Annotated in this window: 22 protein-coding genes; 19 read left to right on the forward strand and 3 right to left on the reverse strand. The window is 51.4% G+C overall.

Annotated features, from left to right (window positions below):
- Positions 1-63: 63 nt before the first annotated feature.
- Positions 64-909: a DUF429 domain-containing protein gene (locus PVA01S_RS09625; protein ID WP_127607152.1), complete on the forward strand. Its 846-nt coding sequence runs from the start codon at positions 64-66 to the stop codon at positions 907-909.
- Positions 910-1,142: 233 nt separating this feature from the next.
- Positions 1,143-2,090 (forward strand): NAD-dependent epimerase/dehydratase family protein, encoded by a 948-nt coding sequence (locus PVA01S_RS09630; RefSeq protein WP_127607154.1) that lies wholly within the window; start codon positions 1,143-1,145, stop codon positions 2,088-2,090.
- 209 nt (positions 2,091-2,299) lie between these two features.
- On the opposite strand, the gene PVA01S_RS09635 is transcribed toward PVA01S_RS09630, so the two are convergent.
- On the reverse strand, positions 2,300-3,277 hold the full coding sequence (locus PVA01S_RS09635; protein ID WP_054797155.1) for an aldo/keto reductase: 978 nt from the start codon (positions 3,275-3,277) through the stop codon (positions 2,300-2,302).
- Positions 3,278-3,609: 332 nt separating this feature from the next.
- Between PVA01S_RS09635 and PVA01S_RS09640 the strand changes: the two genes are divergently transcribed.
- The 17 genes from PVA01S_RS09640 to PVA01S_RS09720 all read left to right on the forward strand — a co-directional run bounded on the left by PVA01S_RS09640 (position 3,610) and on the right by PVA01S_RS09720 (position 21,105).
- Complete coding sequence (locus PVA01S_RS09640) at positions 3,610-4,245, forward strand: MBL fold metallo-hydrolase (protein WP_412760932.1); 636 nt, start codon at positions 3,610-3,612, stop codon at positions 4,243-4,245.
- Between the two features lie 31 nt (positions 4,246-4,276).
- Complete coding sequence (locus tag PVA01S_RS09645; RefSeq protein ID WP_127607156.1) at positions 4,277-4,957, forward strand: CoA transferase subunit A; 681 nt, start codon at positions 4,277-4,279, stop codon at positions 4,955-4,957.
- A gap of 1 nt (position 4,958) precedes the next feature.
- The gene (locus tag PVA01S_RS09650) at positions 4,959-5,612 is read left to right on the forward strand and encodes a 3-oxoacid CoA-transferase subunit B (protein WP_127607158.1); all 654 of its coding nucleotides are present in this window, start codon (positions 4,959-4,961) and stop codon (positions 5,610-5,612) included.
- An 18-nt stretch (positions 5,613-5,630) separates the two neighbouring features.
- Positions 5,631-6,833, forward strand: a complete 1,203-nt coding sequence (locus tag PVA01S_RS09655; RefSeq protein ID WP_127607161.1) for a thiolase family protein — start codon at positions 5,631-5,633, stop codon at positions 6,831-6,833.
- 121 nt (positions 6,834-6,954) lie between these two features.
- Positions 6,955-7,842 (forward strand): SDR family NAD(P)-dependent oxidoreductase, encoded by an 888-nt coding sequence (locus PVA01S_RS09660; protein WP_218029633.1) that lies wholly within the window; start codon positions 6,955-6,957, stop codon positions 7,840-7,842.
- A gap of 14 nt (positions 7,843-7,856) precedes the next feature.
- A complete protein-coding gene (locus PVA01S_RS09665; protein ID WP_127607163.1) occupies positions 7,857-9,095 on the forward strand; it encodes an ABC transporter substrate-binding protein in 1,239 nt (412 codons plus the stop codon).
- Positions 9,096-9,147: 52 nt separating this feature from the next.
- Positions 9,148-10,017, forward strand: coding sequence for a branched-chain amino acid ABC transporter permease (locus PVA01S_RS09670; RefSeq protein ID WP_127607165.1), 870 nt, complete (start codon positions 9,148-9,150; stop codon positions 10,015-10,017).
- Positions 10,014-11,033 (forward strand): branched-chain amino acid ABC transporter permease, encoded by a 1,020-nt coding sequence (locus PVA01S_RS09675; RefSeq protein WP_127607167.1) that lies wholly within the window; start codon positions 10,014-10,016, stop codon positions 11,031-11,033. The genes PVA01S_RS09670 and PVA01S_RS09675 overlap by 4 nt, the downstream gene beginning before the upstream one ends.
- The gene (locus tag PVA01S_RS09680; RefSeq protein ID WP_054797121.1) at positions 11,030-11,791 is read left to right on the forward strand and encodes an ABC transporter ATP-binding protein; all 762 of its coding nucleotides are present in this window, start codon (positions 11,030-11,032) and stop codon (positions 11,789-11,791) included. Before PVA01S_RS09675 ends, PVA01S_RS09680 begins: the two co-directional genes overlap by 4 nt.
- A complete protein-coding gene (locus PVA01S_RS09685; protein ID WP_127607169.1) occupies positions 11,778-12,491 on the forward strand; it encodes an ABC transporter ATP-binding protein in 714 nt (237 codons plus the stop codon). The genes PVA01S_RS09680 and PVA01S_RS09685 overlap by 14 nt, the downstream gene beginning before the upstream one ends.
- 145 nt (positions 12,492-12,636) lie before the next feature.
- A complete protein-coding gene (locus PVA01S_RS09690; RefSeq protein ID WP_127607171.1) occupies positions 12,637-15,408 on the forward strand; it encodes an AfsR/SARP family transcriptional regulator in 2,772 nt (923 codons plus the stop codon).
- A 214-nt stretch (positions 15,409-15,622) separates the two neighbouring features.
- On the forward strand, positions 15,623-16,885 hold the full coding sequence (locus PVA01S_RS09695; RefSeq protein ID WP_127607173.1) for an LLM class flavin-dependent oxidoreductase: 1,263 nt from the start codon (positions 15,623-15,625) through the stop codon (positions 16,883-16,885).
- Positions 16,886-16,898: 13 nt separating this feature from the next.
- Positions 16,899-17,705 (forward strand): alpha/beta fold hydrolase, encoded by an 807-nt coding sequence (locus PVA01S_RS09700; RefSeq protein ID WP_127607175.1) that lies wholly within the window; start codon positions 16,899-16,901, stop codon positions 17,703-17,705.
- Between the two features lie 169 nt (positions 17,706-17,874).
- Positions 17,875-18,837 (forward strand): ring-cleaving dioxygenase, encoded by a 963-nt coding sequence (locus PVA01S_RS09705; RefSeq protein WP_127607177.1) that lies wholly within the window; start codon positions 17,875-17,877, stop codon positions 18,835-18,837.
- A 21-nt stretch (positions 18,838-18,858) separates the two neighbouring features.
- Positions 18,859-19,497, forward strand: a complete 639-nt coding sequence (locus PVA01S_RS09710) for an alpha/beta hydrolase (protein ID WP_054797128.1) — start codon at positions 18,859-18,861, stop codon at positions 19,495-19,497.
- A gap of 90 nt (positions 19,498-19,587) precedes the next feature.
- Positions 19,588-20,121 (forward strand): NADPH-dependent FMN reductase, encoded by a 534-nt coding sequence (locus PVA01S_RS09715; RefSeq protein ID WP_054797129.1) that lies wholly within the window; start codon positions 19,588-19,590, stop codon positions 20,119-20,121.
- A 33-nt stretch (positions 20,122-20,154) separates the two neighbouring features.
- Positions 20,155-21,105 (forward strand): 3,4-dihydroxy-2-butanone-4-phosphate synthase, encoded by a 951-nt coding sequence (locus tag PVA01S_RS09720; protein WP_127607179.1) that lies wholly within the window; start codon positions 20,155-20,157, stop codon positions 21,103-21,105.
- A gap of 207 nt (positions 21,106-21,312) precedes the next feature.
- On the opposite strand, the gene PVA01S_RS09725 is transcribed toward PVA01S_RS09720, so the two are convergent.
- Both PVA01S_RS09725 and PVA01S_RS09730 read right to left on the reverse strand, forming a co-directional pair.
- The gene (locus PVA01S_RS09725; RefSeq protein ID WP_127607181.1) at positions 21,313-22,128 is read right to left on the reverse strand and encodes a methyl-accepting chemotaxis protein; all 816 of its coding nucleotides are present in this window, start codon (positions 22,126-22,128) and stop codon (positions 21,313-21,315) included.
- Between the two features lie 80 nt (positions 22,129-22,208).
- Positions 22,209-23,183 carry an electron transfer flavoprotein subunit alpha/FixB family protein gene (locus PVA01S_RS09730; protein WP_127607183.1) on the reverse strand — a complete coding sequence of 325 codons (975 nt, stop codon included), beginning with the start codon at positions 23,181-23,183 and terminating at the stop codon, positions 22,209-22,211.
- Between the last annotated feature and the right edge of the window lie 19 nt (positions 23,184-23,202).

The following is a 23,202-nucleotide window of genomic DNA, read 5'->3' on the forward strand; positions in this document are numbered from 1 at the left end:
GGCTGTCCCTGCCCGCATATATCGGGCTCCTCACGCGAGCCGTAAGGGAATGCGGCGGCCTGTATGATACAATCGGAATATACCCATTTATGGGAAGAAGCGGGGGCGAATCGTTTGCAACATATTCCGGAAAAGCAAGGAAGCGCGGCGGTATATGTCGGCATCGACGGATGTCCGGACGGTTGGTTCGCCGTCGCCTTGACGGGGGAAGACGGCGGCTGGCTGACATCGTTGTATGCGACCGTCGAAGAGCTGTGGGCCGCTTATGGGCATGCCCGGCTGCTGCTGATCGACATGCCGATCGGGTTGGCGGACGGGCCGCTGGACCGGCGGTGCGATGCGCTCGCCAGGGAGCGGCTAAAGCCCGGACGAGCATCAAGTATTTTTCCTGCGCCCGTTCGCGAAGTGCTGGAAGCCGCCGATTACGCGGAGGCGAACCGTGTGCAGCGGGAAGTAAGCGGACGCGGGTTGTCCCGGCAATCCTGGGGGCTGGTCGGAAAAATCCGCGAGCTCGACGAGCTGCTGCGGCGCGACCCGCAAGCGCGGGAAGCGTTCCGCGAAGCGCACCCGGAGCTTGTCTTCGCCGGACTGTCCGGCCGGCCGATGGAACACGGCAAAAAAACGGAAGACGGGTATGCGGAGAGGATGAGCCTCTTACAGAGCGTATTCCCGTCCTCCGGCTGGATCGTAGAGGAGACGCTCGCCCGTTACCCGAGGCGTACGGTACGGCGCGACGATATCGTTGACGCGCTTGTCCTGGCCGCTGCCGCACGGCTGTGCGGCGGGACGCCGGACGAGCTGCCCGAGACGGGCGACACGGATCGCGCCGGTTTGCGGCGGACGATTTCCTTTGTCGATCGGGTCCGCAGGTCAAAGCCCGGCTGGGCGGAAATTCCGACGCCTCTTTGAACGAGACTCCCGGCATCCCCTGAGGCTGTATGGCGCTGTTGAAGACGTGGCTGGGAATCGCCGTACCCGGAGCGCTCTGATTCGCTCATCAGCGCGTGAAAGAAGGCTTGCGCGCTCGGGCAGGGGCTGCTGTCGTCAAGTTTGGCGAAGCGATTGTCTATGGCGGGAAACGGGTTGTTAGCGGTATGATGGTAGAAACTGACTTAGGAAGAAGGGACGGGGGCTAACGCGTTATGAACATCTTAGTTACCGGAGGGGCTGGCTTTATCGGCAGTCATTTGGCGGCCAAGCTGCTCGCCGAGCACGACGTGACGATCGTCGATATGCTGCATCCTTACTATTCGCCCGAACGAAAGCGGGCTCATCTGGAGGAAGTGGTCGGAAGCGGGGCTTGCCGCTGGATCGAGGCGGATTTGCGCGATGAGGAAGGACTGCGCCTCATCATGGAGGCGGGACGTTTCGATGCGGTGTATCACCTGGCGGCAGTTCCCGGCGTGACGCCGTCGATCGCCGATCCGCACGGTTATGTCGACCATAACATTCATGCGACGATCAATGTGCTGCGAACAGCCGGGGAAACGGGCGTAAATCATGTGCTGTTCGCCTCCTCGTCCTCTGTATACGGGGAACGGGAAGGCGAGGCGATTCGCGAAGAAGCCGCCAACGGCCGCGTCATCTCCCCTTATGCGGCGTCGAAGGTGGCGGGCGAGTCGCTGTGCCATACGTACAAGTATTTGTATGGGTACCGGATGACGATACTGCGCTTTTTTACCGTGTACGGGCCTTGGGGACGTCCGGACATGGCGATTGCCAAATTCATCCGCAGCGCGATGAACGGCCGGGCGATCGAAGTGTTCGGGGAAGGATCGGCGCGGGATTACACGTATATCGACGACATTGCGGACGGGCTGAAGGCGGCGCTGAACAGTCCGGAGGATGTCGGCGTGTATAATTTGGGCTGCGGGCGGCCGGTTGAGATGAATCGTTTGCTGGACGGGCTGCAATCGTATTTTCCCGATCTGCAAATTGTGCGCAAGCCGGAACGGGTCGGCGACGTGAAGATGACGTGGGCCGATACGTCCAAGGCGGAAGCGCTGCTCGGTTATCGTCCGAAGGTGAGCATCGAAGAAGGGCTGGCCCGCTCGATCGCTTGGGCGCGAAGCCGTCCCGAACACGTCTAGAGCCGGGGAGCCCCTGAGGCCAGGCGGGCGGGCGCTCCAATGAACGAAGCGAAGGACGCCGTCTGCCCGTTCTTCGTTACGGGCACTTATTTCCTGGGGAATGTCCGCATGCATGTTCCGCGCTTCGGCAAGGAGCATGCTGGACATCCATGTTCGTGAAAGGCCCAAAAAAAGTTCGGCCCCCTGCAGGCCGAACTTTTTTTAGCCTCTTATGGCATGTTCGCGCCTCTGGCGCTGACATACAGCTGATACCACTCCTCGCGGGTCATCAGCTCCGCTTGGCGCTCCGCATCGCGGCAGGCGGCGATCCGCTTCGGATTGGCGGTGCCGATTACGGGCTGGATGCGCGCCGGATGTTTCATCAGCCAGCCGAGGACGATGGCTTCCGGCGTCGTTTCCTTCTGCTGCGCCAGCCTGGCGACGAGCGCGGCCGTTTGCCGGATGTGCTCCGGCTCGCTGTCCGCCGCACGTCCGGTGAATACCCCGCGGGCGAGCGGGCTCCACGCTTGGATTTGGATGCGTTCCGTTTGACAGAACTCCAACAAGCCCTCGGCGAAGTTGACGCTCGTGCCTGCGTGCTGATTGACGAGAATGCCCTGCTCCAGCCAGTGCAAATGCCCCAAGCTCATTTCGAGCTGGTTGACGATGATCGGCTCGGACGACGCCTGCTGCAGGAAACGAATTTGCCCGGCGCTCATATTGGAAACGCCGAACCGCTTCGCTTTGCCTGACGATTTCAGCGAATGGATCGCTTCCGCAACTTCGTCAGGCTCCATTAACGGATCGGGCCGGTGCAGCAGCAAAATATCCAGCGTCTCGATCCCGAGCCTTTGCAGAATGCCGTCCACCGCATTCAAAATGTGCGATTTTGAAAAATCGTACCGGCTCGGCACGTCGCCCTCCGCAAATCGGATGCCGCATTTGGACTGGATGACGATACTGTCGCGAAGCTGCGGCCGCTTTTTCAACACTTGTCCGAAGACGGTCTCCGCTTTCCCCATCGTATAGATATCGGCGTGGTCGAACATCGTAATGCCGGCCTCCAGCGCCGCTTCGACCGCCGACTCGGCATGTTTCAGGTGTTCATTCGTAATGGGGTCGCGGTTCCAGCCTCCGCCAAGCCCCATGCATCCCAGCACGAGCCTGCTCGTATTCAAGCCCCAATGCGATAACGGTTGTGATTTCATCGTATCCTCCTTCATGATGTACACTAACAAATCCATCATAGCCGATCTGCCGGCTTAACAAAAGGGATAAAATCGTTGAAACTCTTCGTTATAGGCATAGATTTGTAAGATATTCAGATGAACCTGTAAGGATCCAGTTAGATTTTTGTTTTACTCTTGTAACGGGGTATGAGCCGCAAGAAACGCTTCGGAGAAACGAGGTGAGCCACAGTTCATTGACCAGGCTGATGACGGAAGACGTTGCGATGAATAAGAAACTACCCATCGAAGATCATTTTCACAAGGAGAATGGTGATATGCAGGCAGCCGGGCTGGCAGCTCTTGACTTAACGATGGTATTTGGCGGAGATCGCAAGATCATTCATCCTGCACTGATTTGGGACGAACAAGATGTTATTTTGGTGGATACCGGCACGCCCGGACAATTGGAAGCGATCCGGAATGAAATGGAAAAACTGGGGGTACCTTTTCGTAAGCTCACTAAAATTATCGTAACCCATCAAGATCTGGATCATATCGGCAGCTTGCCGGAATTGCTCGGCGCGGCTGACCACAAAATTGAAGTGCTGGCGCACGAAATGACGAAGCCGTATCTGGAAGGCGACAAACGGCTGATCCGCTTGCCTGCCGCTGCGCCGGCCCCTGCTGCGAAGGTGGATACCGTGCTTAAGGATGGCGAAGTATTGCCCTATTGCGGAGGAATCACGGTGATATCGACTCCGGGGCATACGCCGGATCACACCAGTTTCTACGTGCACGCATATAGAACATTGCTCGCCGGTGACGCGGCCATCGCCGTTCAGGGTCGGTTGCTCGGACCGGCGCAGCAGCACACGCTTGATATGGATGAAGCGATCCGCTCGCTCTCCAAGTTATTGTCGTACGACATCGAGACGGTGGTTTGCTACCATGGGGGGATTTGCCGGCATGAGGTGAAGCAGCGTCTTGCCATGCTGGCAAACACGTAACACCGGATGCAGTCTTTAGGAGGGGATGAGGATGCAAAAACGGAAAGCGGCCGATGAGGTAATACGCGTCATTACATCCGGCAACACCATCATGGTCGGAGGATTTGGCTTGGTGGGCGCTCCTTTAAGCCTGATCGACGCCCTGACCCGTCATGATGCCGAACAGCTGACGGTGATCAGCAATAACCTGGGCGAACCGGGAAAAGGCCTGGGCCTCTTGTTGCGACAAGGCAAGATCAAGAAGGCGATCGGGTCTTATTTCACAAGCAACCGGGAAGTAGGAGACCGCTTTAACGAAGGCAAGCTGGAGATCGAGCTGTTGCCCCAAGGGACGATGGCCGAATCGATCCGGGCCGGAGGCGCGGGTATCGGCGGTTACTACACCAAGACGAGTGTAGGCACGGAATTGGCCAAAGGCAAGGAAGTAAAGGAAATCAACGGCCAGTTATATGTGCTGGAGAAGCCCTTGTGGGCGAATGTCTCCTTAATTAGAGCGGCGAAGGCCGATACGCTCGGAAATTTGGTTTATTACAAGACCGCGCGCAATTTTAACCCGGTGATGGCGACGGCGGCGGACTACGTGATCGCAGAGGTTGATGAAATCGTCGAAGCGGGAGAGCTTTCGCCTGAAGAAATTGTAACTCCTCATTTATTTGTAGACGCCATTGTGAAGAGCACGCTGGTGTTGGGAAAAGAAGGAGTTGAATCTTAATATGCGTTCGAATCAGGAGATCCAAGAGTTGATTGCCAAGCGGGCTGCGGTGGAAATTCAGCCTTATTCGATAGTTAATCTGGGGATAGGCATTCCTACGTTAATAGCCAAATATGTGAAGCCGGACGGCGGCTATTTCCATACTGAGAACGGGATGCTGGGTGTCAAGGAGCTGACGAGCGAAGAGGAGCTCGACCCGAATTTGGTCAATGCCGGGAAGCTGCCGATCGCTGAGCAAATCGGCGCCTCTTACTTTAATAGCGCGGAGTCGTTCGCCATGATTCGCGGGGGGCATGTGGACATGGCATTTCTAGGCGCCTTGCAGATCGACGAACACGGGCATATCGCCAATTGGGCCATACCCGGACAAAGCATTATGGGAGTCGGGGGAGCGATGGATCTGCTGAGCGGGGTGAAGAAGGTCGTGATCACGATGAACCATACCGCCAAGAACGGAGCTGCCAAAATCGTGAAATCGTGCACCTATCCGATCACCTCGGTACGGAAAGTGGATGTCATTATTACCGAGCTGGCCGTGTTTGCCTATCGGAACGAGCGGTTGGTATTGACAGAGCTGATGCCTGGAGCCGACCTGAACGAAGTGAAGGACAAGACGGAGGCATCCTTTGAAATCGCCGACTCTGTCACACAATGAACGGAGGTGCCCGAACAAATGGATAACCGCGTATATGTAGTAAGCGCTCATCGGACAGCGGTGGGCAAATTAGGCGGAGCGCTTAAGGATATGCAGCCGGATGCTCTGCTGCTCCCTTTATTCCAGAATTTGAAGGAGAAAAACCTGATTCCCGACGAAGCCATCGATGAAGTCATTATCGGCCAAGCGAAGCAAAGTCAGGATCAATCGAATATTGCAAGAATGGCTCTGCTAAAGGCAGGCTTTCCGGAATCGCTTCCCGGGTATACGGTCCATCGTCAATGCGGCTCCGGCATGCAGGCTATCCATAATGCGTATTTGTCCATCCGCGCCGGCACCGGACACGCCTATGTCGTAGGAGGGGTGGAAAGTATGAGCAACGCCCCCTATTATATCCGAAACGCCCGATTTGGCTTTCTTTCCGGAAACAGCGAGATTTTGGACCCCAATAAAGAAAGTCAGCCGGGCTCGCAGCCGGAAGAAAAGTATGGCCGTCTCGTCATGGGCATGACGGCGGAAAATTTGGCCGAGGAGTACTCGATTTCCCGCGAAGAACAAGACCGTTTTGCTTACGATAGCCAGATCAAGGCTCGTGCCGCCATAGAAGGAAATGATTTTAAGGACGAAATTGTCCCGGTTGCCGTACCGCAGCCAAAAGGAAAATCTTCCATTTTTAATACTGACGAGCATCCAAGACTAACGGATTTGGAGAAACTGGCAAGCCTGCAGCCGGTTTTCAAGAAGAATGGAACGGTGACCGCCGGCAATTCTTCCGGTTTAAATGACGGCGCCTCCTTGCTGTTGCTGGTTTCCGGAGAGATGTTGAAGCGGTATAAATTGGAGCCGCTGGCTGAAGTAGCGGGCCTTGGGGTGTCGGGCGTGCAGCCGGAGCGGATGGGGATCGGACCGGTAGAGGCTACGAAGAAAGCATTGGCTATGGCCGGTCTGACGCTCCAGGATCTGGATCTGATTGAACTGAACGAGGCATTCGCCGCTCAAGCGTTAGCCGTTATCAAGGAATTGAACTTACCGCTGGACAAGACGAATGTGAACGGAGGGGCAATCGCCCTGGGACATCCGATTGGGAACAGCGGTGCAAGAATTAGTGTGACCTTGATCCATGCGATGCTGAAAAGACAGGTGACCTGGGGCCTCGCCACCCTATGCATTGCCGGAGGTCAGGGGATTTCCACGATATTCCGCGCGGTTCGAAATACATGAATACATTTCATTATGCGAAGTAAATTTTATATTACAAATTGAAAGCGTGTGCATGTTATTGATATAGTGATATAGGGATTAGATCATGCTATCGATACGCACCGCAAATATGGAGGAAACGATGATGAAGGATCTAGCAGGCAAGGTCGCATTTATTACCGGCGGGGGAAGCGGAGTAGGGCTGGGCATGGCGAAAGTGTTCTCGGCCGCCGGCATGAACGTGGTCATCGCCGACATTCGTCAGGATCATCTGGATCAGGCGATGGCGTATTTCAACGAACGGAACGCTCAAGTTCATGCCATTCATCTCGATATTACGGATCGGAAGGCGATGGCCGAGGCGGCGGATGAAGCGGAGCGCGTATTCGGCAAGGTGCAGCTCTTATGCAATAATGCCGGCGTCAACCTGCTGAACCACATCGAGAAGGTGACCTACGATGATTGGGACTGGTTAATGAACGTTAATCTGAACGGCGTCATCAACGGGATTCAAACCTTCGTTCCGCGCATGATCGAGTACGGCAAGGGCGGACACATCGTGAACACCGCATCCATGTCCGCTTTTTACGCGATTCAAGGCAGCACCGTGTATACGACGTCGAAATTCGCGGTACGGGGGATGAGCGAGGCGCTCCGCCTCGATCTGGAGCCCCGTGGTATTGGCGTATCGGTGCTTTGTCCAGGCGCGGTCAATACGAATATTCACGAGTCGGTGGTCACCCGTCCGCAGCAGCTTTCCGACACGAAGACCCAGGTGGATGCCGAAACGATGAATCGAATGAAAGCGTTCAGCGAGGGCGGGATGGACCCCGTCAAATTAGGCGAGAAGGTGCTGGAGGCGGTCGAGAACAATGCCCCTTACATTATTCCTTATTCGGAATTCCGCGGGCTGTTGACACGCTTGCACAACGTGGTGCTGGATGCGATGCCGCTTCCCGAGAATGACCCGGATGCGATCAAGCGCGTTGAGACGATGAACAAGCATAGTAAGAGCAACCATAACCTGTAGCCGGAGGGATTCTCATGAGATTAACAAACAAAGGTATGCAAAGATCACTCGCTGTTGTCATAGCAGCTTTTCTCCTATTTCTGACTGCCTGTGGAAGCAATGGAGGCAGCGCGCCGGCAAGCTCAGGTACGGAAAAGCCGGCTGGCAATCAAGCAGATTCGGTTAAAGTCGGCGTATTGCTGACCTTCAGCGGTCCGTTCGCAACGGTCGGAGAAGGCTTGAAGCGCGGGCTGGAGCTTTATTTCGAGTTAAATAACCATACGGTGGGCGGCAAAAAAGTAGAGCTTGTTTATGAAGATGACGAGAACAATCCGCAAGTGGCCTTGCGTAAATATCACAAGCTGGTTGACGAAGACAAGATTGATTTGCTTATCGGGATGACGACCAGTACGACTTTATACGCTCTGAGGGACCAGATTGACAGGGATAAGAAGCCTCTGATCGTTGCCAATGCGGGCGGGAACGACAGCTCGTGGGACAAGAAGAGCGACTACATTTACAGAGCAGCCGCTTCCAACTATCAGCAAGGTGCTGCGATTTCCGATTATATAGCCAAGAATGTCGGGAAGAAGGCGTATATCGTTTCATATGACAATCCTGCGGGTCGCGAGCAGGCTGAAGCTTTCAAGAGCGCCTATGAAGCTGCGGGCGGCCAAGTGATGCAAATGGAATTTCCTAAAGTAGGCACGAACGATTTTGCCGGGTTCATGACTCAAATCGCCCAAGCCAAGCCGGATGTCGTGTACAATATGGGACCGAGCACGGACGGGATGAGGTTTGCTGTTCAATTCAAGGAATTCGGTTTGAAGGATAAAATCGCGTTAATTTCTACAGTGCCGACGGATTTGGCCACGACGCCGGAAATGATCGCCGCTCTGGATGGCGTATACGGGATCAAAATTTTCAAAGATTCCTTGGACAATCCGGCGACTAAAAAGTTTATGGAAGCTTTCACGAAGAAGCATCCTAACATTCCGCCTAACATTGAAATTATGGGATACGATTCCGCTATGCTGGCCGACAAAGCGATCGAAAAGGCCGGAAGCACAAAGGCAGAGGATCTGATTCAAGTGATGAAGAACATTAGCCTCGACAGTCCTCGCGGTAAATTTCAAATGGATCCTAAAACAAACAATCCGATATCCGACTTTTTTGTGCAGAAATTTGTAGTGAAAGACGGAAAGCTCGGATTCGAGTATCTGGATACGATGAAAGATGTAGGGATGCCTGAAAAAAATCCATTCAAAAAATAAATCACACCCGTAAAGGAATGTGTTTGTAAGCGCATTCATTGGAGGAGATAACTTGAATGTATCCACATTATTACTACAACTTCTAACAGGCTTGGCTTATGGAATGCTCTTGTTTATGATCGCATCGGGAATGTCTATTATATTCGGCTTAATGAATGTGGTGAATATGACTCATGGTACATTTTTTGCGCTCGGTGCATATCTCGCCTATACATTTACGAGTCAGCACTTCGGATTTTGGGTCTCGTTGATTTTATCTGTCATTGTGGTTGGCGGGATCGGCCTGTTTATTGAACGCGTGCTGCTGGCCCCTGTTTACGGATCGCATGATAAAGAAGTTCTGATGACCTTTGGACTCATGTTTATTATTGCCGATTTGATGAAGTGGATGTGGGGCTCCAATCCGCTAACGTTAGGCGTGCCTCCCATTCTTAACTTTTCCATTTCGATGGGACCTGTCATGTTTCCGTCGTATCGGCTGTTCGTCATTATCATCGGAATCCTGCTGGCTTTCGTTCTGTGGTATATGGAAAATCACACTCAAACCGGCGCGATTATTCGGGCGGGCGTTGATGATAGGACGATGCTGGGCGCACTAGGGATCAACGTGAAATTCGTGTTTGCCAGCGTATTTGTTTTTGGGGCAGCTTTGGCGGCATTCGGCGGCGTATTGGCCGGACCGATCCTGAGCTTATATAACGGGATGGATATTGAAGTTTTAATTCTTTCTCTGGTCATTGTCGTTATCGGCGGACTGGGAACCTGGAAAGGAACGTTTATCGCTGCGATTTTGATCGGTTTGATCGAAAGCATGGGTCAGGTGTATTTCCCTTCCGTTTCCATGGCGCTTATTTTCATCTTTATGATCGCCATCCTAATTGTTAAACCGACCGGATTGTTTGGAAGGGAAGTGGGAGCATGAATAAAAATCAGGTCCTTGCGATTGTTGCCGTAGCGGCAATTCTTGCCCTTCCATTCATACTTTCCACCTATGGCATCCGGTTGGCGGGCGAGCTGTTCATCATGTCCATTTTTGCCCTCAGTTTGGGCCTGCTCATGGGATATGCAGGACTTACATCGTTCGGACATGCTTCTTTTTTCGGAACGGGCGTATATGTGGTCGCGATATTGAGCCAGTTTGTGACCAACACGTATGTGCTGATCATGGCTGCCATTGTGATTACCGGGCTGCTTGCCTGGATTGCTGCACTTATGTTCGTGCGTATAACGGGATCTTACTTTTTCATGCTGACGCTTGCGTTCAACCAGCTCCTTTACGTGTTTTTCTATAAATTTAAAAGCTTGGCCGGAGGCGCGGACGGCATGTCGATCAGCGTAAGACCTGACTTTGGTTTCGGTCCTGTTACGACTCCGATAGGCCGGTATTATGTAATGGCTGTCATTTTTATCTTATGTTATATCGTGCTGCACTATTTCATCAATTCTCCGACAGGCAAAATTGTGATTGGCGTGAAAGAGAACACTTCCCGTATGCGGGCTTTGGGGTATAACACGGAAAGCTATAAAGTGCTTGCCTTCACGCTCTCTGGAATGATGGCGGGATTAGCGGGCTCGTTATACGGCTTCTCCAACCAGTTCGCCAGTCCGGAAATCATCAGCTGGGGGCTGTCCGGACAAGCGCTGATCATGGTCATTATCGGAGGCTCGGGAACGTTGCTCGGACCTCCGATCGGAGCTGCGGTGTTCGTCGTCCTGCAAAGCTATATTAGTTCCTATACGGAACGATGGCCGATTATTATGGGCGCTCTGTTTCTCATTCTTGTTTTGCTAGGACGCGGTGGCGTGGCTCATTTGCTGATCGGCCTGTGGAGAAAGCTGACCCTGCCTCGCACGGACGTTGACGCGGATAATCAGAAGCCGTCCTATGCAATGCCCAAAGTTACGGAAAGCGACAGCGTAGGAGGGAACCGGCCATGAGTCTTCTGCAGGTGGAACGTTTATCGAAATCGTATAAAGCTTTGCAGGTGCTCAAGCAGGTTCATCTGGAGGTGAAGCCCGAGGAGCGGCATGTGATCATCGGGCCGAACGGAGCGGGGAAAACGACGCTGTTTCACTGTATTACGGGAGTCGTGCCCATGAATGAAGGAATCGTGAGAATTCATGGCCAGGATGTAAGCCGGATGCCTTCCCATACCCGGGTATCGGCCGGCATGGCGCGAACGTTTCAGAAAAACAATTTGTTCGGCAAATTAACGATTGAGGAGAACTTGCACTTAGCCATTACGGCCTGCAAGCCTTATCGGAACCGTTTATTTAAACCGCTGAACCAATATCGCGATATGATGGAAGAAGCGGAAGAGCTGCTGACCCAGTGGAATCTGTGGGAGCGCCGGAAACGTGTGGTGAACGAGCTGTCATACGGGGAGCAGCGATTGCTGGAGATCATGCTTGCGATCGCTTCGAAACCGCGTATTTTGCTGCTGGATGAACCGACGTCAGGCATGTCGCCGGCCGAAACGGTCCAGACAACGAAGCTGATTCAAGGCTTGCCCCGCTCCATTTCGCTATTGGTCATCGAACACGATATGGAAGTCGTATTTTCGATTGCGGACCGCATTACCGTGCTGCATCATGGGGAAGTGTTCTTAACCGGCAGCCCTGATGAAATAAGCGGAGACGAACGAGTGAAGGCGATTTATTTCGGCGGAGGTGCACGGGAACATGCTCAAGCTTGAGAACGTTCATACGTACTATGGGAACAGCCACATTCTGCAAGGCGTTTCGTTCGAAATTCCGAAAGGCAAGTGTGTTGCGCTGCTCGGCCGCAACGGTGCGGGCAAAACGACAACGATCCATTCCATCGCCGGTCTGACTCCTCCCCGTAAAGGAAGCATCCGATACGGGGATAAGGAGATATTAGGCGAAGCTCCTTATCGTATTGCCAAGCTGGGCTTCGGTTTGGTCCCGCAGGGAAGACGTATCTTTCCATCGTTAACGATCAGAGAAAATTTGACGATGCCTGCAAGGAAGCCGCAAAATTCAGGGGATACGAAGCTGGACCCGTGGACTTTGGAGAAAGTATACGAGCTGTTTCCGGTTCTTCAGGAACGGGAAACCAATATGGGCAACCAGCTTTCGGGCGGGCAGCAGCAAATGCTGGCTATCGGAAGAGCGCTTATGACCAATCCCCATTTCCTGCTGATGGATGAACCGTCCGAGGGTCTTGCACCGGTTATTATCGGGCAGGTGGGCGAAATTATTAGAACTTTGAAGCAAAAGGGTTTATCGATTCTCCTGGTGGAACAAAATTTTTTCTTGGCATGCGGTGTTGCGGATGAAGTGATGGTCATGAATAAAGGGCAAATTGTGTGGCAAGGGAGTCCCAAAGAACTGCTGGCGGATAACGATATTCAGCACCGCTATCTGGGTGTGTAAGAAATTCGGACCGGCGCCGGCATTCCATGGCGTCTCATCGCATCCGCTCGTATGAGGCGTCCATGAGTTGTAATTGCCAAGATCACCAAATTCCTGTAAAATTTTGAATATCATAAGTTTTCGATATTATACAGGGAGGAACGCCGTGATTATCCTTGAATCTAAACTTCGCGTGCCTAATTACTCTCTTTACCTCGTTAGAAATCGTTTATTATCGTTTATTGAAAATCATCTTGATCGTTCGCTCATTTGTTTGACCAGCGATGGAGGGTATGGCAAAACAACGCTAATCTCAAGTTTTGTTAAGGAAAAAAAGCTTCCGGCCGTCTGGTATCAGTTATCGCAGCAGGACCGAAACCCGCATACCTTTCTCTCCTATATGAAGACGGCCATCTTGCGTAGAATTTCCGGTGAACAAATGATTTACGACGTCAGACCGGAACAAATCGATGAGGAGCTTGACCATCTCTCCGCCTTGCTGTCAACTTGGCCGACCCGGCTGATCATCATCCTGGACCAATACCAATCCGTCGATCAATGCGAAGAGATCCAGCACATCTTGACCAGATTGATTGAAAACGCTTCCCCATCGGTTACTTTTATTATCACGAGCCGGACCCGCCCCAGCTTGCAGCTCGTAAGTTTAAAATTGCAGAACCGCCTGGCTGAGTTGCACACCAACGAGTTAGCGTTTACCAAAGATGAAATCGGTATGTTTTTCGTTGATTTGCACGGTATTGCCTTGCAGGAGAATGAAATAGATCTCATCTATCATAAGACGGAAGGCTGGGTGACCAGCCTGCAGCTTCTGAAGGATTTGATCAAAGAAGTGAATGATGCCGACCGTCCTTCATTTTGGCTGAAGTTCAACGGAACCCCTGACATCAACGATTACTTAAGTGCCGAGATACTGGCTTCCCAATCGGAAGAGATTCGCGACTTTCTGTATAAAACGTGTCTGCTTACGGATATCAACTCCAATGTGATTAACAAGTTTCTCGGCATTCATAATGCGGACGAAATTCTGGAACATTTACTTCGAAATCATCTGTTTATATATAAAAACAATTTGGGCATGATTAAATATCACAAGCTGTTCCGGTCATTTTTGTACCGGGAATTATCCAAGCGGCACAGTAGCACGGAAATCGACGAGTTTCACCAGAAGCTTTCGCTTATTTATGAAAAGAAATCGGATTTTATTCATGCTTTTGTCCATTCGGTGATGGGCAGTCAATTCATTAACGCCGCGACTTTAATGAAAAGCATGAAAGAGCGCTTCACCCGTTCCCAGTTTCTAACACTGATCGATAAGTTATCGGAAAATTTCTCCCCGGATCTTACTTTCGCCAGTATCAGCCTGTTCCTGTTCAGGTGCATCCCATTAGATATGATTAAAGATTTAATCACGCCGCTCGAAATCAATTTCAAAAGTATGAATGGCAATATGAACCCTAAATTATCGGTTCATTTTCAGCATCAGCTTGCAGCCATCTATTATTTTGTCGGTGAAATGAACAAGGCGGAGCAATTGTGCAGCAATTCCTTGAACGAATCGTTGAGCATCAAGGATCAAGAGATGATTTGTAAAAATTTATCGCTGCAAGCGATGCTTTGCATGAAAACCGGGAGGCAGGAGGAAGCGGTGCAATGCGCTCAAGAAGCGTTATCGTACCGGGGCACGTATAGTAATTATCATCCTCATCACATGTCATTGTGCGTATTGGCGGAAATTTATCTAGATCAAAACAAATTGTTGAAAGCGGATTCTTTGATCAAAGAAACACTGAAGCTATCGGAAGAACGCTTTGACTGTGCCATCCTGTTTCCTTACCGGTTGATGGGCAAATATTACCGTCTGCAAGGGGACTATCAAGAAGCGTTTGCCTGGTTCAGGAAAGCCGAGGATATCGGGGTTCAGTTCCATTTGGATTACGATCTTGGCAATGTTTATTTAGAGATGGTTGCCGCCTACATGGAAACCGGACAATGGGAAGAGGCGGAGCTGTATTTATCGAAATCGAGCCTGTCTTTTACACACAATATTTATTTATCCAATAAAGTCAAGCAAATGCAGCAAGCCCTTTCGGAAAAAAGGGGATCTTCTACATCGGCCGTCGACATGGCCGCCCCGACACCCCAATTGGAAGCGCACCGTCCGCTGGTCGTGCAGGAACCCGAACATGCCAAAATATCGATACGCGTCTTGGGTAAATTTGAGATTCAATCGGGGGATCAGATCGTCACCTTAAAAAGAAAATCGAGCTTAAGGCTGCTGCAATTTTTCATTACACATCGGGAAAGCAAGCTGACGAAAGACAGCATCATCGATGAAATTTTTCCCGAAGGCTCGTTTGAAGCGGTGAATAATCAATTTTATGTAACGTTGTCGTATCTTAGAAAAACGTTGGAGCCTCAATTAAAATCGGGCCGGGATTCCTTATTCATTAAGCAGTCCGGCGAACATTATACGTTAAGTTTGGATCATATGGATCTGGATATTCATCAATTCACGCAGCTTATTCATAAAGGGGAATACTCCTCGCTGGAGCATCTCGGCAAATTAAAAAAAGCGGAGCTTTTGTATCGGGGAGATTATTTCGAGGAATATCCTTATGTCAGCTTCCTTGAACTGGTTCGGGAAAAATTTCGTGTTTATTATTTAAAAGTGCTGCAGGAATTAGCTGTATATTATTGGGATCAAGCCGATTACGAGCAAGGCATTTCTTACTTTGAGAAAGCGCTGCGTAAGGAGCCTTATGAAGAAAGCGTATATTTGGAATATATGGAGCGGTTGATGAAAGCCAATCTGGTTCTGCAAGCCAAGAAAGTATCCGAACTGTATCAAAAATATATTGAAAAAGAACTGGGTATTCCTGTCCAGGCCAAATTGCAAAAAATGTTTCATTCCACGTAAGTCTCTTGACGCTGCAGGAAACCATACGCCCAAGCCTCTTCCGATGAAAAGAGGCTTGGGCTTTTTTGTGCTTCCGTAGCTGCTCCGTTCCCCAATTGACACGGGGGCCGACCGTTATCACTGAAATTGTTAGAACTTGTAAAGATCGTGTAAGAACTCAGTTAGGTTTGCAGTTTATGCTAATGATGTAACCAAGACTTGGGAGGGATAAGCCGTGAAATTTGTTTTCGTAAACATCATGCCGTATCGGGATTTGCCCGAGGACTTCGTAGAAAATCATGAAAGTGTATGGATCACCATTCCGAGTGAATTATACGATGCCCGGAAAGGCCATCAGATTTTTAACGAGTACATCAAACAATATGAGCTTGCCGTTGACGGGGGCTTCGATGCGATTGGCTTTAATGAACATCATAGCAACGCCTATGGATTGGATAATTCTCCGAACATTATGGCGGCTATGCTGGCGGGGAAAGTTCGCCAATCGGAGAAAACGTGTCTTGTGCTCGTAGGAGACAGCATCGCTTTATACAATCCTCCGATCCGCGTGGCTGAAGAGCTGTCTATGCTGGATACCGTGACTGGCGGCCGCGTCGTTGCCGGTTTTCCAAGCGGAACCTCCATGGATACGAATTTCGTATATGGAATTCCGCCGGCCGAATTAAGACCCCGGTTTTATGAAGCGCTTGATCTCATTAAACAAGCCTGGAGCCGAAGCGAGGTGTTCTCTTTTAACGGGAAGTATACCCAGCTCAAGCATGTCAACTTGTGGCCGCGCCCTTATCAGAACCCGCATCCTCCGATTTGGATTCCCGGCAGCGGAAGTGTGGAAACTTGGGACTATTGTATCCGGAACGATCACCCCTATTATCATCTCAGTTACAGCGGCTTTGAAGCGGGCAAGAAATTTGCGGAATCCTTCTGGGAGCACCGTCAAAAGTCCGGCAAGGATTTAAATCCTTATTGGCTCGGCTACAATCAAATGATCTTCGTTTCCGAAACGGATGAACGAGCGCAGCAAGACTATGAAGAGCATTATCGCTATTTTATAAGAACGCTCATGCATATACCCGGCAAGTATGCGGAAGCGCCAGGGTATCGCAGCGCCAAAAGCGTGGCCCAGAGCGCGGTGAGTCAGTTTGCCGTACACGGCAAGAGCCGGTATGCGAGAAAACAGGATATCAGCTGGCAGGAGCTGGTTGAAGCCGGCAATGTCATTGCCGGTTCGCCTGAAACCGTTCGCGACAGACTCAAGCACTTAATTAAAACACTTCGCGTCGGAAGTATTACGGCGCACCTGAATGTCGGATCTATGCCGCACCATCTGGCCGTAAAAAACATCGAACTGTTCACCAAAGAAGTCATGCCGCACTTGCAAGGCATTTGGGACGATCAATGGCCTGTTGTGGGATGGCCGGACGTTGCTCATAACGACATCAATAAAGCAGCCTCGTCCAAAGCTGCAGTTTTATCTTAAGGGGGAAGGGAATATGGCGACGCCTCAATTGACGGCTATTCCGATACGAGATGGTCATATAGCCAAGGTGCTTGTAGCAGGGGAAGGAAAACCGGTGGTCTTCTTGCACGGTGCCGGTGGTTTGAAATGGGATTCCTATTTAGACGAACTGGCGAAAACATATAAAGTGTATGCTCCCTTCTTCCCCGGCTTGGAAGGAACGTCAGGCAGCAATGAGCTTGATCTCCGGAACTTATGGGATGTTGTTCTGTATTATTACGATCTGTTCGATTTATTAGGATTGGAGCGCATTGATCTTATCGGGCATTCCTTTGGCGGCATGCTGGCCGCAGAATTAGCGGCAACCGATTCGAGAAGAGTCAACAACCTGCTTCTCATCTGCGCAGCCGGATTGTGGAACGAAGATATTCCCATGCCGCAGGCATCTTTCCCTGAGGATTTATACTACGATGCCCAATCGCCCGTAGCCCAAGCCGCCATGGCGGTCCCGGAAGATCCGGACGAACGGATGAAATTTTTTATGGATCAACAGCTTGCAATGGCGGAAGCAAACCGCTACTTATGGCCGATTCCCGATAAAGGTTTGCGCCGTCGGCTGCATCGTATCCGGGCAAATACGTGCTTGGTGTGGGGCAAGCACGACAAAGTTATTCCTGTCGCGTATGCTTATGAATTCCAGAAAGAACTTCCGGACTCGCAACTCGCGGTCTTTGAAGAGTCGTCCCACTTCCCGCAGTTAGAGCAATTGCCGGAAGTTCTCCGAACGACCTTAACCTTGCTGGCTCCTGAAAGGTATGAGGAAGTAGGCTCGTCAAGTTAGGTGAATCATGAGGATATGCGAAGCCAAGGCGGCCCGGATTGCCGTATGTTAGAAATGATAAAGATCCTGTAAGAATACAGTTAGGTATGCGTTTTATTCTAAGGATGCAGAAGCTAAACACATTCATGTAAGCGATACCATCGCGACAATAAGAAGGAGGAAAAGAAATATGACAAATTTTATCACCGGTATTCACCACGTTACGGCCGGCGTCGCCGGCGCACAGGAGGATGTCGACTTCTTTACGCAAATCGTCGGCCAGCGCATGGTCAAGCAGACGATTCTGTTTGACGGCGCGGACAGCATCTACCACCTTTATTATGCGAACCGCAACGCCGAGATCGGAACCGTCATGACAACCTTTCCTTACAAGCAGGCCGGCGTTCTCGCCCGGAGAGGCTCCGGGCAGGTCAAGATTACTTCGTATACCGCTCCTGAATCGTCGCTTGAATTTTGGCAAAAGCATTTTGACAAGCATGGTGTGAAGCACGGCGCGATAGAAACGCGTTTCGGTCAGAAGCGGGTTCATTTCGTTCACCCGAGCGGCCTCGAGTTCGAAATCGTCGGCGACGATAACGATACGCGCGAAGGCTGGATTACGGACGAAATTTCCGAGTCGGAAGCGGTTCGCGGCTTCCACAGCGTCACGATGTCGGTTCGCGAAGTACCGGAACAGGAACGCTTCCTTACCGAAGGGCTCGGCTTCAAGAAGACCGGAGAGGAAGGTCCGTATCATCGCTTCGAAATCGGAGAGGGCGGGGCGAAGAACACGGTATTCCTCCTCCATGAGCCGGATGTTCCGCAAGGCAGCTGGATTCTTGGTCAAGGGACGGTACATCATGTTGCATTTGCCGTCCAGAATGACGAAGAAGCGACGAAGCTCAAGCTGCATCTCGAAGGCTTGGGGTACACGGATGCTTCCGAGGTGAAAGACCGCAACTACTTCCACTCGGTTTACGTCCGCTCCCCCGGAGGCATCCTGTGCGAAATTGCGACCAGCGATATCGGCTTTGCAACGGATGAGCCATTGGATGGGCTCGGACGAAGCTTGCTGCTCCCGCCCTGGTTCGAGCATCGTCGTCAAGAGGTTCTCGCTACGCTTGAACCGATTACAAATCCGCAGGCCGTCTAGAAGATTGCGGGAATACAGTTGATGAATATTCATTTGCAGCAGCCTGTCGTTACGCGCGGTGTGCCACTAGATAAGAGCAGCGCGGTAGTTATGATGATGCACGGACGTAATCAAACGACGAACGATATCCTTGAGCTTGCGGACCGAATCAGCCTTCCTGACGTTCATTATGTTGCGCCGCAAGCGGCCGGCAACAGCTGGTATCCGAACGGATTTATGTCCCCGCTCAACGACAATGAACCTTACTTGAGCTTCGCGCTGGACTGTTACCATACGCGGATCTCCGAGCTGCTCGAGCAGGGGATTCCCGTAACCAAGCTGGTCCTCCTCGGTTTTTCGCAGGGAGCCTGCTTGACGGCCGAATATGCCGTGCGGCGGCCTGGCCGATATGGGGGGATCGTGCTGTACACAGGCGGTGTGATCGGTCCCGAAGGCATGCAGCGGAACGTTGAAGGATCGTTCCTGGACACGCCGGTTTTTCTGGGGTCAAGCGACATCGACGGTTGGGTGCCCGAGCAGCGTGTGCTTGAAACGGCAGCTCTCTATAAGCAGATGGGGGCGGATACGGTAGCCCGGATTTATAAAGATATGGACCATATTGTCAACGACGATGAAATTGCATTTGCAAGAGCGCTCATCCGGCAGGTGCAATCGGCCTAAGCGCCAGGTTGGTCGTCGGGAAGGGGCAATTGTAGAGGTTGCCCCTTTCTCTATGGTTCGCGAAGTTGTATGGAAGGAGACTGTGACTACATGAAATTATTGGCGATCTGCGGGACGATAACCGGATCGAAAACGCTCGCTGTTCTGAACAAGGTGCTGGAAGAAGTGAAGAACGGCGACCCGGCCATTGAAATCCAGCTGCTGGACATGAAGCAATACGATGTGCAGTTTTGCGACGGGCGCTCTCCGGACGCCTACACAGGGGATACGAAACAAGTGATCGATATGGTCAGCTCGGCGGATTGTTTTCTTATCGGCACCCCGATCTTTCAAGGCTCCATTACGGGAGTCCTGAAGAATCTTTTTGATTTGGCACCCGTTTCCGCGTTCAGACACAAGGTGATGGGCTTCATAGCGACCGGCGGAACCTACCAGCACTACCTGGTGATAGAAAATCAGTTGAAGCCGATTGCAGGTTATTTTCGCGCATATACGGCGCCTAGCTACGTCTATGTTCATAACGATCACTTTAATGCGGCCAATGAGATTACGGACCGGGATGTGCTCGATCGAATCTCGTATTTGGCTGAAGAATTGATCATGATGCAAAAAGCGCTCAAATAGGCTGCACCATTATGGGAAAGGGGATGTTCGATCATGGGTCATAAAAGCGGCTATCAGGAGGGGAATGGATCGAATGACAAACCCTTGATTATTGTGGACGATGTAGAGCAAAAAACGGGTTATTGGATGGGGGCGGCCCGATACGCGACCCCGGAGCAAGTGAATGTTATGATCAAAACGGGCAAAGGGCTAGTCTATGTATGCATAACCGAGGAGAAGGCAGAGCAATTAAACCTTCCTCTCATGACGAGCCATGGAAGCAGCGGATCAACTAAAAATTTTACAGTTTCCGTTGATTATAAAACGACCTCTACCGGTATTTCCGCCTATGAACGGGCGGATACCATTAAAGCTTTGGCCGACGATGCAACCGAATCGCTTGATTATAGAAGGCCGGGGCATATCTTTCCTTTGGTAGGCAAAGCAAACGGGCTGCTTGAGCGGCAAAGCATTGTTGAAGGCGTTCTCGAATTATCCGAAGAGATATCCGGCCAGCCGGTCGGCTATATGTGCGAAATTTTAGATGATAACGGGGAAATAGCAAGCATAACGGAAATCGAACAGCTGGCTCGCCGGCATGATGTTCCTATTGTTTGGTTGAGCGAGCTGATCCGCAAGAAATTGGAAGAGCATTGCCGGTTAAGCATGGTTCGTTATGCGGAGCGTGAAACTTCCGGCAAGCCGAGGAAAAATTATTCCGAAGATCAAATCGTCCATTTCACCGATCTTTTGTTCGTCGATTATTGCGAGAAGCAATTTGGCGTCAATAAAGGAATTTACAATACCATCGAATCCTGGTTTTACAAGAAAGGGCATGTTGACATTGTAGAACGAAGAAAGACCGTGCTTCGGTTTCTCCAATTTGTCGATGGAAGCAATCGGGAAAATAACCGAAAGCTTAAGTTTGGCCACAGAGGGTTAGTCCCAAAGCTGGACGAATTTACGGTCAACGATCTATTGAACAGGAGGACTCTCAACCTGTGAAAGGAAGGAAAGTCTCATTAAGAAACCCATCCCCGCAGAAATAGCGCCGCACCTGACATGCGCACCTCCTTCAGGAAGGGGCTCATCTCGTGTTCATGTTGAAGCCTTAGGATGCCTCCATACATCGTGAACCTGCTCCCCGCAGGCACACGATGTATGGAGGCATCCTTGTCGTTTCGTAGGAATTCGTTTGGAGCACAAATTGCTTCAAACTTTGGCGGAGGCCAGCAATTCTTCCGACGTAACGTGAATGCCCTCGCACACCGTGTTGATTTTTTGCAAGCCGGCCGTATGTTCCTCCGAGAAGGCCGCTACATGCTCAATCGAATGATGCATCATGGACACGTTCTTTTGAATTTTATCCATCTGGAATTGAACATCCTGCGCAAACTGTTTACAATAATCGGCCATTTTCCTAATTTCCGATGCGATCACTTCAAATCCCCGGCCTTGTTCCCCGAGTCGTGCCGCTTCAATCGCAGCGTTCAGACCGAGCAGCTTGGAGTTCTCGGCAATTTCCTGGACGGAATTCAAGATCGCATAGCTCCGCTCCACATCCTTGATGATTTCTTCGGATTGCCCCTGAATGATTTGAATTTGCGTGGCCAAGTCAGTTGAGGTCTGGCTTATTTCCTGCGTGGAAATCGCCATCGTTTCAAGAGCGTTCGATATTTTGGAGGTCCCGTTTCTTAACATTTCGAGTCTATGCGTGGAAACGAGCGCGGTCAGCACGCCAAGCAGCTCGCCCTCTTCAAATACAGGCACCGCCGTAGAAATGTATGCGACTCCAAATCTTTCGGGCCCGCGTTCTTCCCGGAAAACCTGTTGTTCCTCCAGGGCCTTGGAAGTGACCGTCCCTTTGAATGTTGCCATGGGCTCCCCGATTTTAGTCGGCCAATCCAGGGTTCCCCCAGGCAGCTCCGCGATTACTTTCTCTTTATTGAACACCGTTAGTCTGACATCCTCGGGAAAAGCCAATTGGATAATATCCAGCAGGCCGGCCAGTTGCTCAAGTTTGTTCAAAGCGAAGCCCTCCTTAACTTGTTCATAGTATGTGCAAACCGTAACAAATTGCGGCTCTCGGGGTATTTGCGGTGAAGGCGCTAGGTGAGCGTTACTTTAAATTCTTCGGTCAATAGCGGCACCACATCGAATAAATCGCCGACAATGCCGTAATCGGCCACTTGAAAAATCGGAGCTTCCGGATCTTTGTTAATCGCGATAATAATCCGGGATTGGCTCATGCCGGCCAGATGCTGGATGGCGCCGCTAATGCCGCACGCAATATAAATTTCGGGCGTAACGACCTTGCCGGTTTGTCCGATTTGCATCGAGTAGTCGCAGTAGCCTGCGTCGCAAGCGCCGCGAGAGGCGCCGATCGCCGCGTTCAACGCCTCGGCCAGTTGCTCCAAAGGTTTAAAGCCTTCTGCGCTCTTTACTCCCCTGCCGCCGGCCACTATAATCTTGGCTTCGGTTAAGTCGACCTTCCCGGAGGCCTTGCGCACGACGTCTTTCACGATGGAGCGCAGCGCTGCGGGAGGGCTGTAGCTTACGGGAACGATCGGGGCCAGGGAGCCGGTTTTCTCCGCGGGAGGCACATTGTTCGGGCGAACGGTAACGATCGACGGCCCCTGAACAAACCGTTTCTGTTCCAACGCTTTTCCGGCATAGAGGGAACGTGTAAACAAGACGTTGGCGCCGGACTTCTCAATGGCCGTGACATCGGAGATTTGTCCTGCGTTTAAGTGGGCTGCCAGCATCGGAGCCAGGTCGCGCCCGATGCCCGTATGACCGAGGAATACCGCATCCGGGCGGATGCCGTCGATGAGCTCGGCTATGGCAGGAAAATAAGTATCCGGATTATAATTTTCCAGACTGGGATGATCCAGCACGTGGACGGACTCTACGCCGTATTGGGCCAGTTCTTCGGCCAAAGAAGTGATTTGATGCCCGGGAAAAACGGCAACGAGGCGATCCGCGTCATTTTTAGCGATTTTCGCAGCGTGAAGCGCTTCCAAAGTAACTTGACGCAGCTTGCCGGAACGTGCTTCGGCGATAACGATATAGGTTAGGCTCATAGGTATTCCTCCTCGATTG

Source organism: Paenibacillus validus NBRC 15382 (genome assembly GCF_004000985.1).
Lineage (GTDB): Bacteria > Bacillota > Bacilli > Paenibacillales > NBRC-103111 > Paenibacillus_G > Paenibacillus_G validus.

Coding starts and splice junctions, on each gene's coding strand:
- PVA01S_RS09650 (WP_127607158.1), top strand. CDS start 4,959: ATGCGTTCGAATCAGGAGATCCAAGAGTTGATTGCCAAGCGGGCTGCG.
- PVA01S_RS09705 (WP_127607177.1), top strand. CDS start 17,875: ATGACAAATTTTATCACCGGTATTCACCACGTTACGGCCGGCGTCGCC.
- PVA01S_RS09630 (WP_127607154.1), top strand. CDS start 1,143: ATGAACATCTTAGTTACCGGAGGGGCTGGCTTTATCGGCAGTCATTTG.
- PVA01S_RS09660 (WP_218029633.1), top strand. CDS start 6,955: ATGATGAAGGATCTAGCAGGCAAGGTCGCATTTATTACCGGCGGGGGA.
- PVA01S_RS09665 (WP_127607163.1), top strand. CDS start 7,857: ATGAGATTAACAAACAAAGGTATGCAAAGATCACTCGCTGTTGTCATA.
- PVA01S_RS09635 (WP_054797155.1), bottom strand. CDS start 3,277: ATGAAATCACAACCGTTATCGCATTGGGGCTTGAATACGAGCAGGCTC.
- PVA01S_RS09625 (WP_127607152.1), top strand. CDS start 64: ATGATACAATCGGAATATACCCATTTATGGGAAGAAGCGGGGGCGAAT.
- PVA01S_RS09700 (WP_127607175.1), top strand. CDS start 16,899: ATGGCGACGCCTCAATTGACGGCTATTCCGATACGAGATGGTCATATA.
- PVA01S_RS09645 (WP_127607156.1), top strand. CDS start 4,277: ATGCAAAAACGGAAAGCGGCCGATGAGGTAATACGCGTCATTACATCC.
- PVA01S_RS09655 (WP_127607161.1), top strand. CDS start 5,631: ATGGATAACCGCGTATATGTAGTAAGCGCTCATCGGACAGCGGTGGGC.
- PVA01S_RS09675 (WP_127607167.1), top strand. CDS start 10,014: ATGAATAAAAATCAGGTCCTTGCGATTGTTGCCGTAGCGGCAATTCTT.
- PVA01S_RS09680 (WP_054797121.1), top strand. CDS start 11,030: ATGAGTCTTCTGCAGGTGGAACGTTTATCGAAATCGTATAAAGCTTTG.
- PVA01S_RS09710 (WP_054797128.1), top strand. CDS start 18,859: ATGAATATTCATTTGCAGCAGCCTGTCGTTACGCGCGGTGTGCCACTA.
- PVA01S_RS09715 (WP_054797129.1), top strand. CDS start 19,588: ATGAAATTATTGGCGATCTGCGGGACGATAACCGGATCGAAAACGCTC.
- PVA01S_RS09640 (WP_412760932.1), top strand. CDS start 3,610: ATGGTATTTGGCGGAGATCGCAAGATCATTCATCCTGCACTGATTTGG.
- PVA01S_RS09685 (WP_127607169.1), top strand. CDS start 11,778: ATGCTCAAGCTTGAGAACGTTCATACGTACTATGGGAACAGCCACATT.
- PVA01S_RS09730 (WP_127607183.1), bottom strand. CDS start 23,183: ATGAGCCTAACCTATATCGTTATCGCCGAAGCACGTTCCGGCAAGCTG.
- PVA01S_RS09720 (WP_127607179.1), top strand. CDS start 20,155: ATGGGTCATAAAAGCGGCTATCAGGAGGGGAATGGATCGAATGACAAA.